This is a genomic window from Flavobacterium sp. SLB02, assembly GCF_009664855.1.
Taxonomy (GTDB): Bacteria; Bacteroidota; Bacteroidia; order Flavobacteriales; family Flavobacteriaceae; genus Flavobacterium.
Genome location: NZ_CP045928.1, coordinates 3478782 through 3492495 on the forward strand (window position 1 = coordinate 3478782; position 13714 = coordinate 3492495).

At 34.5% G+C, this 13714-nt stretch carries 15 protein-coding genes; 10 read left to right on the plus strand and 5 right to left on the minus strand.

Annotated features, from left to right (window positions below):
* Nucleotide 1: 1 nt before the first annotated feature.
* A complete protein-coding gene (gene cysM, locus GIY83_RS12425) occupies nucleotides 2-889 on the plus strand; it encodes a cysteine synthase CysM (protein WP_194615476.1) in 888 nt (295 codons plus the stop codon).
* 177 nt (nucleotides 890-1066) lie between these two features.
* The gene (locus GIY83_RS12430) at nucleotides 1067-2053 is read left to right on the plus strand and encodes an aldo/keto reductase (RefSeq protein WP_194615475.1); all 987 of its coding nucleotides are present in this window, start codon (nucleotides 1067-1069) and stop codon (nucleotides 2051-2053) included.
* A 125-nt stretch (nucleotides 2054-2178) separates the two neighbouring features.
* Here the strand turns inward: GIY83_RS12430 and GIY83_RS12435 are convergent, their stop codons facing one another.
* On the minus strand, nucleotides 2179-3228 hold the full coding sequence (locus GIY83_RS12435; protein ID WP_208681588.1) for a sensor histidine kinase KdpD: 1050 nt from the start codon (nucleotides 3226-3228) through the stop codon (nucleotides 2179-2181).
* Between the two features lie 158 nt (nucleotides 3229-3386).
* Here GIY83_RS12435 and rlmD point away from each other — a divergent pair, with 158 nt between their 5' ends.
* Genes rlmD through GIY83_RS12455 form a run of 4 tightly spaced genes read left to right on the plus strand, consistent with a single transcriptional unit; the run spans nucleotide 3387 to nucleotide 7065 of the window.
* Complete coding sequence (rlmD, locus tag GIY83_RS12440; RefSeq protein WP_194615473.1) at nucleotides 3387-4799, plus strand: 23S rRNA (uracil(1939)-C(5))-methyltransferase RlmD; 1413 nt, start codon at nucleotides 3387-3389, stop codon at nucleotides 4797-4799.
* A gap of 10 nt (nucleotides 4800-4809) precedes the next feature.
* Nucleotides 4810-5346 (plus strand): DUF6452 family protein, encoded by a 537-nt coding sequence (locus GIY83_RS12445; RefSeq protein ID WP_194615472.1) that lies wholly within the window; start codon nucleotides 4810-4812, stop codon nucleotides 5344-5346.
* Complete coding sequence (locus GIY83_RS12450; protein ID WP_194615471.1) at nucleotides 5318-6115, plus strand: DUF6048 family protein; 798 nt, start codon at nucleotides 5318-5320, stop codon at nucleotides 6113-6115. Before GIY83_RS12445 ends, GIY83_RS12450 begins: the two co-directional genes overlap by 29 nt.
* Before the next feature lie 11 nt (nucleotides 6116-6126).
* A complete protein-coding gene (locus tag GIY83_RS12455) occupies nucleotides 6127-7065 on the plus strand; it encodes a hypothetical protein (protein WP_194615470.1) in 939 nt (312 codons plus the stop codon).
* Nucleotides 7066-7121: 56 nt separating this feature from the next.
* On the opposite strand, the gene GIY83_RS12460 is transcribed toward GIY83_RS12455, so the two are convergent.
* From GIY83_RS12460 to GIY83_RS12470, 3 genes are all read right to left on the minus strand, one after another.
* Nucleotides 7122-7814 carry an aspartate/glutamate racemase family protein gene (locus GIY83_RS12460; RefSeq protein WP_194615469.1) on the minus strand — a complete coding sequence of 231 codons (693 nt, stop codon included), beginning with the start codon at nucleotides 7812-7814 and terminating at the stop codon, nucleotides 7122-7124.
* A gap of 224 nt (nucleotides 7815-8038) precedes the next feature.
* On the minus strand, nucleotides 8039-8275 hold the full coding sequence (locus GIY83_RS12465) for a hypothetical protein (RefSeq protein ID WP_194615468.1): 237 nt from the start codon (nucleotides 8273-8275) through the stop codon (nucleotides 8039-8041).
* 184 nt (nucleotides 8276-8459) lie between these two features.
* On the minus strand, nucleotides 8460-9623 hold the full coding sequence (locus tag GIY83_RS12470) for a class I SAM-dependent RNA methyltransferase (RefSeq protein WP_194615467.1): 1164 nt from the start codon (nucleotides 9621-9623) through the stop codon (nucleotides 8460-8462).
* Nucleotides 9624-9755: 132 nt separating this feature from the next.
* Here GIY83_RS12470 and GIY83_RS12475 point away from each other — a divergent pair, with 132 nt between their 5' ends.
* Nucleotides 9756-10520, plus strand: coding sequence for a bifunctional 2-polyprenyl-6-hydroxyphenol methylase/3-demethylubiquinol 3-O-methyltransferase UbiG (locus GIY83_RS12475; protein WP_194615466.1), 765 nt, complete (start codon nucleotides 9756-9758; stop codon nucleotides 10518-10520).
* A gap of 92 nt (nucleotides 10521-10612) precedes the next feature.
* Entirely contained in the window at nucleotides 10613-11281 is a 669-nt protein-coding gene (locus GIY83_RS12480) for a ZIP family metal transporter (RefSeq protein WP_121318961.1), read from the plus strand.
* A gap of 222 nt (nucleotides 11282-11503) precedes the next feature.
* Here GIY83_RS12480 and GIY83_RS12485 read toward each other — a convergent pair whose 3' ends face one another.
* Nucleotides 11504-11968: an outer membrane beta-barrel protein gene (locus GIY83_RS12485; RefSeq protein ID WP_208681590.1), complete on the minus strand. Its 465-nt coding sequence runs from the start codon at nucleotides 11966-11968 to the stop codon at nucleotides 11504-11506.
* 464 nt (nucleotides 11969-12432) lie between these two features.
* On the opposite strand from GIY83_RS12485, the gene murQ reads away from it, so the two are divergent.
* Nucleotides 12433-13257, plus strand: a complete 825-nt coding sequence (gene murQ, locus GIY83_RS12490) for an N-acetylmuramic acid 6-phosphate etherase (protein WP_194615465.1) — start codon at nucleotides 12433-12435, stop codon at nucleotides 13255-13257.
* A gap of 196 nt (nucleotides 13258-13453) precedes the next feature.
* A complete protein-coding gene (locus tag GIY83_RS12495) occupies nucleotides 13454-13675 on the plus strand; it encodes a DUF6095 family protein (protein WP_072955827.1) in 222 nt (73 codons plus the stop codon).
* The last annotated feature ends 39 nt before the right edge of the window (nucleotides 13676-13714 follow it).

Genomic DNA, 13714 nt, shown 5'->3' on the forward strand with positions numbered 1-13714 from the left:
AATGAACGCACAAAAATTGCTAAACCTAATTGGAAACACTCCATTGATGGAAACTGTCAATTTGGTTAAGAATAAAAATGTAAAACTTTTACTGAAACTTGAAGGAAATAATCCGGGCGGAAGCGTAAAAGACAGAGCAGCATATAACATGATTGCTGCAGCTCTTGAAAGAGGTGATATTAAAAAAGGAGATAAACTGATTGAAGCCACAAGCGGCAATACCGGAATTGCCCTTGCCATGATTGCACAATTGTTTCAAATTGAGATCGAATTAGTCTTACCGGAAGATTCTACAAAAGAAAGAACTCAAACCATGCGTGCTTATGGCGCTACAGTGATTTTAACACCTGCTAGGGAAGGAATTATTGGTTCAAGGGACTATGCCGACAAAAAAGTGGCAGAAGGCGGTTATATCATGCTAAATCAGTTTGCGAACGATGACAACTGGAAAGCACATTATAAAACCACCGGCCCTGAAATCTGGAATGATACTGATGGTACGGTAACGCATTTTGTTTCGGCAATGGGAACAACAGGAACTATCATTGGAACCTCGACATACTTAAAAGAAAAAAATCCGGCAGTTCAGATCATTGGTGCACAACCAAGCGACGGATCTCAAATTCCGGGAATTCGTAAATGGCCACAGGAATATTTACCTAAAATATTTGATGCAACAAAAGTAGATTCAGTTGTTGATGTCAGCGAAGAAGAAGCGCGCGAAATGACTAAACGTTTAGCACTCGAAGAAGGCGTTTTTGCAGGAATGAGCAGCGGAGGTTCTGTTGCCGTCGCCCTAAAAATCGCAGAAGAATTAGAATCAGGAGTAATCGTTGCCGTTATCTGCGATCGCGGTGATCGTTATTTGTCTTCGGATTTATTTGATTGAGAAAAAAGGTTCAAAGGCGCAAAGTTTTATAAACTAATACCAAAATCTTTGCGTCTTTCTACTTTTGAATCTTAGATTCTTAAAAAAAATCTACGCATATAAAAAGACTCACTACTGTGCGCCTCTACAAAAAACCTTTGAACCTTTGCCACTCTGAACCTTTGAACCTAAAAAGAAATGAACTACAGAAAACTAGGAAAAACAAACTTTAATATATCCGAAATCTCTCTTGGCACCTGGCAGGTAGGAGGAAAATGGGGATCAGGATTTAATGATAAAACTGCCGACGAACTTATAAATAGGGCAATAGACAACGGCGTAAATTTTATTGATACTGCCGATGTTTATGAAAACGGATTAAGCGAAACGGCTGTGGGAAGAGTTGTTCGTTCCCGCTCTGAACGAATTTACGTCGCTACAAAATGCGGACGTCATATAAATCCTCATATAAGTGAAGGTTATCAGCCAAAAGCACTTCAAAAATATGTTGAAGACAGTTTGAAAAGAATGGGATTAGAAACATTAGATTTAATTCAGCTTCACTGTCCTCCTACGGAAGTTTTTTACCGACCTGAAATTTTTGAAATCTTTGATCGCTTAAAAGATCAGGGTAAAATCTTGAATTTGGGTGTTAGCGTCGAAAAAGTCGAAGAAGCTTTAAAAGCAATCGAATATTCGAATGTAACAACGGTTCAGATCATTTTCAATTTATTCCGTCAGCGTCCGTCTCAATTATTTTTCTCTGAAGCCAGAAAGAAAGATATCGGAATCATTGCGAGAGTTCCTCTGGCAAGCGGACTTTTAACAGGTAAATTTGATACTAAAACTACTTTTGATGCTCAGGATCACCGCAATTTTAATCGTAACGGAGATGCTTTTGATAAAGGAGAAACTTTTTCAGGTATAGATTACGAATTGGGACTAAAAGCTGTAGAAAAACTAAAAGCATTATTTCCTGAAACACCCAACCTCGCTCCTATTGCCCTGCAATGGATTTTGAGTTTTAAAGATATTAGCTGTATCATTCCGGGAGCTTCAACAGCCAATCATGTAATGTCGAATTTATCAGTCTATGATTTACCCGAATTAACTCAGGGGAAAATCGAGGCCATGAACAATATTTACAAAGAATATATAAGACCTTCCGTGCATCACTTATGGTAGTTTTTTTTAGTTACTAAAATACAAGCTGCTGAGATTCTAATTTTTTTTTAATCTCAGTGCTTTTTTTTCTAGAACTTTCATATTTACTTGCCCGCCACAACTCATAATTTATAACTCATAACTCATCAGCCTTCAAACTCAATTCTAAACTCGGCCCCTTTGTTTTTGCCTTCGCTTGTTGCGTTTAATGTTCCTTTGTTTTTTTCGATGATTTTCTTGCAGAGGTACAATCCAATTCCCGTTGAAGATTCATTTGCAGTACCTAATCGGCTCATTTTGGTAAATTTCTTAAACAATTCATCAATTTGATGTTTATCAAAACCAATTCCTTTATCTACAACCGTAATTATCACTTTTGAATTTTCACTGTAAATTCTAACTTTAATTTCGCTGTCGAAATACGAGAATTTAATAGCATTACTAATTAAATTTACTAAAACCTGAACAAGCAAACCTTCATCGAGTCTTAGTTTAGCCTCGGTAATTTCTAAATTCAGGCTCAGTTTTATATTTTTATCAATAAGCCTTTGTTCGACCTGTTCGTTAATGAAAGGCAAAATACCATGCAATAAAATTGTTCTGCTTTCCTGATTACCTTTTACAACACGATCCTGTTCTTGTAATAATTTTATAAAGTTCTCGATATATCGAAACTGCAAATTAGTCGACTCACGAATCAGTTCTGCCAATTGACGAACAGATTCAGATGGTTTTTCGCTTATAATTAAATTTGCCAGGCCTTGCGGATTACCTGCAAAATTTTTCAAATCATGCGAAAGCATATAAATCAAATCCTGTTTTTCGTTGATAAAACTTTCCGCTTCATAGATAGATTCCTGAATATTGCACAATAACAAACCGGCTTCATCTGTATAATCAGTGGGTAAAATAGATAATTTTCTATTATTTCTATAATCGTCTAATGATTTTGAAGCAAGCGATATGGGTTTAATTAATTGATTTAAAACCAAAAGCGTTATCAAGGTAGCCAGTAAAGTCATGATCAAAGAAAAAACTAAAATCGAAGTAGGCGAAACACTGTGGTTATAATAAAGTACAAAAAATAATATCCCTATCAACGGAATATGAATTCCTATAAAAGCAACAAATAAAAATTTGAAAGCATAACTTTTTTTTAGAAAGCCAATTTGTGAAAGGTTATGATATAAATTCATAAAAATATAACAATCAATGGATTAAAAATAGCAGATTTGGGTTAATTGCTAAAAACAAAGTTAACTTTTAATGTCAATTAAAATAATAAATTAAACAATTTGATAAAATATTTTGAAAATTAAATTTGAAAAAGTTTACAAACCCTTATTTTTGCGCTATGGGAAGAAAAAATACAGACAAAGTTGTCTTTCATCAGATTCAGGTTCTTGATGCCGGAGCAAAAGGTGTATCAGTAGCAAAGGCTCCTGACGGAAAAGTAATCTTTATACCGAACGTGGTTCCGGGTGATGTTGTTGACGTTCAAACTTTCAAAAAAAGAAAAGCCTATTATGAAGGCAAAGCCGTAAAATTTCATGAATTATCAGAACACCGCATAGAACCTATATGCGATCATTTTGGTGTTTGTGGAGGTTGCAAATGGCAAAATATGAAATACAGCCAACAGTTGTATTACAAACAAAACGAAGTAAAAAATCATTTGCAGCGTATAGGAAAAGTAGAACTACCTGAATTCGAAACTATTTTAGGTTCTGAAAAACAATTTTTCTACAGAAATAAAATGGAATTTTCGTTTTCTAACAGTCGCTGGCTAACAGAGAAAGAAATAGAAAGCACTGAGGATTTAGGAAACAGAAATGCTTTAGGATTTCATATCCCGAAAATGTGGGATAAAATTCTTGATATTCAAAAATGTTATTTACAAGAAGATCCGTCTAATGCCATTAGAAATGAAATTAGAGATTTTGCTAACGCAAACAATTTAGCTTTCTTTAATCCAAGAGAGCAATCCGGTTTATTAAGAACTTTTATGATTCGTACAGCTTCGACTGGCGAAATCATGGTTTTGATTCAGTTTTACGAAAATGACAAGAAAAATCGTGAATTGCTTTTAGATCATCTTTATGAGAAGTTTCCGCAAATTACTTCGTTACAATATGTCGTAAACTCCAAACAAAACGACACTATTTACGATCAGAATATCAAACTATATAAAGGTAGAGATTATATCCTGGAAGAAATGGAAGGTTTAAAATTCAGCATCAATGCTAAATCTTTTTATCAAACAAATTCTGATCAGGCGTATGAATTATACAAAATAACACGTGATTTCGCCGGACTTTCGGGCAACGAAACCGTTTATGATTTATATACCGGAACCGGAACTATTGCACAATTTGTTTCTAAAAAAGCAAAAAAAGTAATTGGTGTAGAAAGTGTTCCCGAAGCAATTTTAGACGCTAAAGCCAATGCAGAACGCAATAATATAACGAATTGTGAGTTTTTTGTAGGTGATATGAAAGTTGTTTTCAACGAAAGCTTCATCGCAGAACATGGCAAACCGGATGTTATTATTACAGATCCACCAAGAGATGGTATGCACGCCGCAGTTATCGATCAAATCCTGAAAATTGCTCCTAAAAAAGTAGTTTATGTAAGTTGTAATTCAGCAACACAAGCACGTGATTTAGCTTTAATGGACGAAAAATATAAAGTTACACGCGTGAGACCGGTTGATATGTTCCCGCAAACGCATCATGTCGAAAATGTTGTACTTTTAGAACTTCGCTAACAAAATATAAATGAAAAAAATAATCTCTCTTTTATTGGTCTTTACATTTGGTTTATCCAGCTGTGAGAAAGATGATATTTGTGATGCAAATACACCCACCACTCCCCGATTAGTAATTTCATTTTATGATATTAATGATCCTTCAAAACTTAGAAATGTAAACAATTTAATGGTTATTGGACAAGGAAAAACAGAGGGAATTATTTTCAACAAAAGCGTTACAGACACAACCAAATATGTTACAAACGCAAGTACAGTTTCTGTCCCGTTGCGAACAGACACCATTTCGACAACATATAAGTTTGTCTATAACTCATTAAGTCCAAATCCTGCTGCCATAAATATCGATGTTCTAAAAATAGATTATACACATCAAAATGTATATGTATCGAGAGCCTGCGGTTTTAAAACCACATTTACACTCGCTCCAGTAAATCCTTTCGTACGAACAGATCCGGATGGTGACGGCCCTTGGATGCAGGAAATTTTTGTAAAAACCCGTAACATTGAATCTGAAAATGAAACACACCTTGAAGTATATTTTTAGTTCTGTCTTATTGTTTTCAATGTTTTTGGGTCATACTCAGGAAACATCAACTAAAACAGTAACAAAAGAAAAGCCTAAAACCGAAACTGCAAAACCTGCTCTTGAGGAAGTAAAGAAAGACAGCATCAAAACAGATCGCTATGGTCTTCGTGTAGGTGTCGATTTGTACAAACTGACTCGCGGTCTTTATGATAAAGATTATAAAGGAATTGAAATTGTAGGAGATTTTCGTTTAACGAAAAAATACTTTATCGCAGCCGAACTTGGTTTCGAAGATAAAACCACGGATGACGACAGATTAAACTCTACCGCTACAGGAACGTACATCAAAGGTGGTTTTGACTACAATTTGTATCAAAACTGGCTCGACATGGAAAACTTAATTACAATCGGTTTAAGAGGCGGTTTTAGTACTTTTAGCCAACAGCTTAATAGCTATAAAATATACAATGCAAATCCGTATTGGGGAGAACAGCCGCCAGTTGCTGCTGGTCAAAAATATACCGGCCTAACAGCAGGATGGCTTGAAGTTGCCATGGGTTTAAAAGCAAAAGTGTTTAATAATGTATTTGTTGGATTTGGAGTTCAGCTAAAAATGCTCGTAGCCAATTCAAAACCATCAGGTTTTGATAATTTATACATACCGGGTTTTAACAGAACTTACGACGGAAGTTTTGGAGTAGGCTTCAATTACACCGTTTCCTACTTTATTCCGCTTTACAAGAAAAAAACTATTATTCCGCAAATTATAGAAACTCCTAAAAATTAGTTTTGAGCTAAATGAACAAAATCCTTATTCTTTTTGCCTTTAGCCAAATTGCTTTTGCTCAAAAAACGATTGTTAAGACCTCGCTTCATTTCTCCGGAAAAATAGATAAGTACCCTATAGAAATGACTATTGAATTCATTCAGGGACAAGATTCTGTTTCAGGAAGCTATTACTATTTAAAAAACAGTAAAGACATGCCTATTTTTACAAAAGGCATCTGTAAAGCAGGCGAAATAAAACTTGACGAGACAAGTTATACAACAACTAAAAAAGGAAACGTGCCGCAAAAAACAGGCTCATTTTTATTACAATTAGATAGTGAATATAAATTAAGCGGGATATGGCAAAACGTAAAGAAAGATAAAAAATTCGATGCCACTCTTTCCTGTCTGGAAGATTTATCTTCGTTTAATCCAAAAAATTACAGTTACAAACTCAACCAATATAAAGGTAAAGCTGAAAACACAAATGGTGAACTAGCTGATAATTTCTTAATTAGCAAACTGGATATTTATAATTCTAAAAAAGAAAAAGTACAAACAATTTCCGGCTTTAATAAAGCGATTTACGAAAAAGACGGAACAGTAGAATTAGAAGACCTAAATTTTGACGGACTTCTGGACATTAAAATTCCTATCTATTTTCCGGATAGAATTAAATTTGATAGTGGTTATCTCTACTTTGTTTATGATAAAACTAAAAAACAGTTTATTAGAAATACAAAACTCGAAGCTTTAGAATATTTAAATTTCGATCAAAAAAATAAAGAATTTGTAAAATTTGAAGCTGATGGAAGCGGAAACGAATCTGACTATTATTACAAATGGTCGAATAACAATTTCTATTTGATTAAAAAAGTTCAAAGTTTCGAAGACAACGATAAAACAACTTATACTGAGTACGAAATAAAAAACAACAAGTCAGTAAAAGTTAAAGAATATCAAAAATAAAAAAAGCCATGAATTTAAATTAATTAAGTTCATGGCTTTTAAGTTTTATGGCAAGCTTACGATAATTGAAAATCAACAGCTGCCTTTGAATGTATTAGAGCCGTGTCAAAAATAGGCACAGAAAGCTCTCCGGGTTTTATCACCAACGGAATTTCGGTACAACCCAAAATGATTCCTTCGGCTCCTTCTTTGATTAATTGGTTGGCAATTTCCAGATAGCGTTTCTTAGTTTCATTGGTCACAAGGCCTTTTCCTAGCTCTTCAAAAATGGTAGTGTGAATAAAATCTTTATCCTCTTCACTTTGCGGAATAATAGCTTGAATTCCTTTAGCCAGAAGCTTATCCTTAAAAAAATCAAGCTCCATAGTAAACTTAGTCCCTAATAGACCTACTTTTTTCAATTCTTGTTTCTCGATTTCAACAGCAGTGGCAGTAGCAATATGAATAATTGGTAACTCCACGGCTGCTTCTAGTCTGTCAGCGATAAAGTGCATGGTATTAGCACATAAAACAATGGCTTCTGCTCCACCCTGCTTTAAAAACTGACTCGCGTTTAATAACATATTAAAGGTCGAATCCCAATCGCTCTTTTCGTTATTCTTTTTTATATCAGCATAATTAAAAGAGTATATCAAACATTCTGAGAAGTTAAGACCTCCCAGTTTCTCATTTACCCCCTCGTTTATAAGTTTGTAATAATCAGCAGTAGACACCCAGCTAATGCCACCTATAAGTCCAATTATCTTCATAAACAACTATTTTAAAATCCGTACAAATTAATAGTGTTTTATTCAACACAGAAACATAGACTGCTTATAATTTTAAATATTTTTCACGTAGATCTAAAAAGACTCAAGCAAATCTGCGCAGATCAATTATCTAAATTTAATCTGCTTAAATCTGTCGAATCTGCGTGAAAAAAAAAAACTTTACAATCCTTTATCCCGATAGCTATCGTGAGTCGCTAACTAAATTAACCTATTTCTCTGATTCCTTTTATAAAAATCCATTTCATGTACAGCTTTTCACCGTCTTTGGTTTTTACTGCCTGAAATTTAGGCGAAATCAAAGTAGCTACGATAAATGCAGTCATCGGAATCCAAAGTCCCGTTAATCCTGTATACATCGCAACTACAAATCGTCCTGCAATAAATAAAATTGCAAAACATCCTAATTGGTATAAAAAAGCTCTTACTTGTAATTTTGACATTTTTTTCTTTTTTATGGTTCAAAGGTACAGAGGTTCAAAGGGACAAAGGATTTTCTTTGCGCTTATAACTCCTTACTTCTTTGCACTATTACTCAATCTGATTTTTTTTAGACTCAAAGTTATAAAAATTCAAAACGACAAAGTTTTTAAACCTCTGTCCCTTTGAACCTTTGCTGCTTTGTACTTATTCAGAAACCTGAAATTTCGTTCTCTTACTCCCTTCGTACATTTCGTATTTCACCAAACGTGCTTCAAGGCTTGCGTTGAAGAGTTTAATTTTGCGGGAAGGTTTTAATCCTACAAATTTCAGCGCTTCAAGATTTGCCGTTATAAACCAGGCGTTTGTTCCCGGGTAGCTTTTCTTTAAGGTATCACCAATATTTTTATAGAACTCTTCCATATGAATATCCAGACGCTCATCATAAGGCGGATTAAAAACCATATGCAGTTTTCCTTCAACCTCTTTTTCAGTATCAAAAAAGTTTTCTTCTTTGATCGTCACATAATCTTCAAGATTGGCGTTTCTGATATTGTCTTTGGCTTTGTTTACTGCACTTGGCGCTTTATCAAAACCTTTTATAGTATAATGAAATTCCTTTGTTTTTTTCATCAGACTGTTTATAATCTGTTCGAACAGATCATTGTCCCAGTCTTTCCATTTTTCGAAAGCAAATTCTTTACGGTTTATGTTTGCCGGAATATTACAAGCAATCATAGCTGCTTCGGCAAGGAAAGTTCCCGAACCACACATTGGGTCCAAAAAGTGACTTTGTCCTTCCCAACCGGATAATATCAATATTCCTGCTGCCAAAACCTCGTTGATAGGCGCAATATTTGTAGCGGTTCTATAACCACGCTGGTGCAATGAATTCCCAGAAGTATCTAATGCAACCGAAACCTGATCTTTATCGATATGCACATTGATTCGCAAATCAGGAAAAGCTTTATCAATACTTGGACGTTGTCCCGTTCTTTCTCTAAACTGATCTACAATGGCATCCTTACATTTTTGAGAAACAAACTCAGAATGATTAAAATAAGTCGAATGCACCGTTGCATCAATCACAAAAGTCTGATTGGCATTCAATAATTTAGACCAGTTTACACCAGAAATCCCCTTATATAATGCCTGCTCATTATTGGCTCTAAACGAGTAAATAGGTTTTAAAACCTTAAGTGCGGTACGCAACGATAAATTGGCTTTATACATAAAACCCTTATCGCCCTTAAAGCTTACCATTCTCACCCCTTTTTCGACATCCTGAGCACCAAGGTCACGCAATTCTTTTTCTAATATTTCCTCAAAACCAAAAAAACATTTGGCTATCATTCTAAAATTTTCTTCCATCTTTATTTTTGTATTAAAAAAAACTCCGATCGCAAACCCACATCTGATTATTCAGGTATCGTCACGAAATAGTTATTTTTCGGCAAAAATACACTAAATTTGCGGGACTTTGAATTAATTGAAATAGAATAAATGTCTGACGCACCAAACTCATCAACACCAAATCAGGAACGTAACACCGAAAATTGGTTTACCTCATGGTTTGATACTCCATATTACCACATACTTTATAAAGATAGAAACTACCGCGAGGCACAAATTTTTATGGATAATCTTACGCATTATCTCAATTTGCCCGAAAAAGCAAAAGTTCTTGATTTAGCATGCGGAAAAGGACGCCATTCTATCTATTTAAATCAATTAGGTTTTAATGTTTTAGGCGCTGATTTGTCTGAAAACAGCATTGCCGAAGCCAGTAAAAACAGCAACGAAACCCTGCATTTTAAAGTGCACGATATGCGCGAACCTTTCGAAGAAAAGTTCGATGCCATTTTTAACCTGTTTACCAGTTTTGGCTATTTCGAAAGTGACGATGATAACCTTACTACCCTTAAAGCCATCAAAGAAAGCTTATCTGAATATGGTTTTGCCGTTATAGACTTTATGAACGTAGCCAATGTAATCGAAACGCTGGTTCCCGAAGAAGTAAAAACAGTTGATAGTATCGATTTTAAAATAAAAAGATACGTTCAGGACGGGCATATTTTTAAAGAAATAGATTTTGAAGACCAGGGACGTCAATATCATTTTACCGAAAAAGTAAAAGCCCTTACCCTCAAAGACTTTCAGGAATTAATGGACGAAGCCGGAATTTATCTCTTAGATATTTTTGGAGATTATAAACTCAAAAAGTTTCATAAAACCGAAAGCGAACGATTAATCATGATTTTTAAATAGGTTCAATTGTTTAACTGTTAATTTGTTTAATCGTTAAAAAAACAATTATCCGATTAACCGATTAAACAAATCAACGATTACACCAAAACGAAATGAATTATCTATTACCCTTATTTTCTGTACTTTTAGGTTATATAGTGGCTTTGTTTTTAAAACCAAAAAGCAAAACCAATCTAAAACTATTGCTTGCTTTTAGCGGTTCATTTTTACTATCCCTAACCGTTATGCATTTACTGCCTGACGTTTATGCAACACACAATCACAATATTGGAATTTTTATCATGGTCGGAATTTTATTCCAGATCATATTAGAGTTTTTCTCAAAAGGCGCCGAACACGGACACGTACACGGACATGCGCAAATGAGTCAAATTCCGTGGCTGCTTTTTATAAGCCTTTGTATTCACGCCTTTCTGGAGGGTTTTCCTGTAAGTCATCATCACGATTTAGCACTCGGCATAGCCATTCACCACCTGCCTATTGCCGTAATCCTGACGACCTTTTTCATCAATGCAAACCTCAATAAAAAAGCCATTTTTGCCTTCATGCTTACCTTTGCAATCATGACGCCGCTTGGGACAATTGCATCAGACTTTTTACCTTTTTTAAACGATTATTATACAGAAATCACCGCCGTTGTCATCGGTATTTTGTTTCATATCTCATCAACCATTATTTTCGAAAGCAGCGAAGGCCACAAATTCAATGTTGCCAAAGTTTCTATGATTGTACTCGGAATTTTACTGGCATTCTTTTTATAATTAGGGCGTGACCATATTCACAAAAGGCGCTATTTAACCAACCGCTTATGTGCGCCTTTCGCAAATACGGTGGGGTTATCCACACTACTTCGGTAGTCAGCTCCTATCCTCACGCAAAAAAAACTTTACGCATAAAAAAAAGCCTGTTAGGATACTCAATCTATACTTCCGTTTAATTTCAATTATCTAATTTCCTAAGTGACTAATTATCCAGTTCAAAAATTATCTCGCTCTGTTTTTTTCGTCCTGATTTCCAAAATCACGCTGGTTCACATTAATTTTTTTGTTACCAAAGTTATAAACGACAGACAAACGGGCAAATCGGTTGCTTTCATTTTGGCTATAAACCTGTTTTACACCATTTACAATTGAAACATCATCTTTTAAGTAAGACGTATTAAAAACATCATTTACCAAAAAGGCAATCTGCATGGTTTTATTAAGCAAATCTTGTTTAAAACCAATATTCAGACTTGATGCATATCCAGTAGTATACAAGCCGCTTTTATAAGGTGTAGTATAACTAAAATCTACTTGCAATTTTGTTCCTTTGCCTAATGAGAATGAATTATTGGTAGAAAATTGGCTATGAATTGTTCTTTTTCGATACCTGATTTCAAATAAAATCTCGGTGCAAGAACTAAATTCATGACAATAAAAGGCAGTGTATAGACTAAATGTTTCCATTTTAAATGGAAATCATTATAACAAACTGTCAGAACATAAAGATAAATCAAAGGCATTTCGAGTAAACATGTTGTACTTCTTAAAAACTCCAGATCTGCGTATTGGTGAGGAAATGAGTACGCAAAGAGTCCGCTGAAATCTATCGCCGAAAAAATAATAAAGCTGGCAAATAACCTGTTTGCCAATTTATTTTCGGTTTTTACCGTTAGTAAAAATAATGCCAATAGTAATGAAACAAAAACAGCAATGTGAGCAATGCTATCCAAAAAGCTTAATTTATCCATTTATCTTTTAATATTTAACAAACATAATATTTTACTTGGTGTAACAAAGTTTCAGGAAATCAGTCCTTATAGATAAAAATTTATAAGGAAAAAGATTTATAAAGTATTATTACTTTATGTTCTAAATTTCGAGATTGCAATAAAAAAGATTAATTTTGACCCGACCAATTATACTAAAAAATGACGTTTACAAAAATTACAGAACAAGCATCAAAATACGAGCATTTAGAAAAAATGTCGGTTCATGAATTGCTTACCAATATCAATCAGGAAGACAAAACTGTTCCTAATGCAGTTGAAAAAGCAATTCCTCAAATTGAAGCTTTAGTACAACAAATTGTCGTTAAATTAAAGCTGGGCGGACGCCTTTTTTATATTGGAGCCGGAACATCCGGACGTTTAGGTGTTGTCGATGCCTCAGAATGTCCTCCTACTTTTGGTGTCCCTTTTGATTTAGTAAACGGAATTATTGCCGGTGGTGACACTGCTATTCGCAGAGCTGTAGAAAACGCCGAAGACAATGCAACACAAGCCTGGATTGATCTTAAAAACAATAATATTGGTGCAAACGACGTAGTAATTGGTATTGCAGCTTCAGGAACAACTCCTTATGTAATTGGCGGTTTAGAAACTTGTAATCAGAACAATATCCTTACGGGCTGTATTACTAATAATGCAGGAAGTCCGTTGGCATTAACAGCCCAATATCCTATTGAAGTAGTTGTAGGTCCTGAATTTATTACCGGAAGCTCAAGAATGAAAGCCGGAACAGCACAAAAATTAGTCCTGAATATGATTTCGACTGCTGCTATGATTCAGCTTGGAAAAGTAAAAGGGAATAAAATGGTCGATATGCAATTGAGCAATATAAAATTGGTTGACCGAGGTGTAAAAATGATTATGGGAGAAATTCCAATTTCATATGAAGAAGCAAGTGAACTATTAAAAAAATACGGCAGCGTACGAAATGCTGTCGATAATTATAATTTGCAAAAAGAGTTTTGATCTAACCGCAAAGAATGCAAGGTTTTACACAAAGCTCGCAAGGTTTAAACAAAAAAAAATGAAGGTTCGCAAAGTATCAGGATGAAACTCTCACAGCTAAACTTTGACAAAGTTCCAACAAACTTGAAACTAAAAAAACGTGAAACCTGAAACTTTCTGAAACCCTAAACTCTCTAAAACCTGAAACAAAAAACAAATGGCAACAAATAAAGAATTACTGGGAAAAGGAATTAAATATATGTCAGGTTCATTACCTCTATTGTTTATTGGTCCTTCGTTGATATATAATGCTTTTATGAATCAACATACAAATTGGCATTATCTCGTTTTAGGAATTGGAATTGTAGCTTGCTTAAGCGCCATGTTCCTGATTTTTTACGGATTGAAAATTATTATGAAGGGTTTGTTTAATGACTAATTTAGTCGGCTAAGCAAACCCGACAGGTTTTTAAAACCT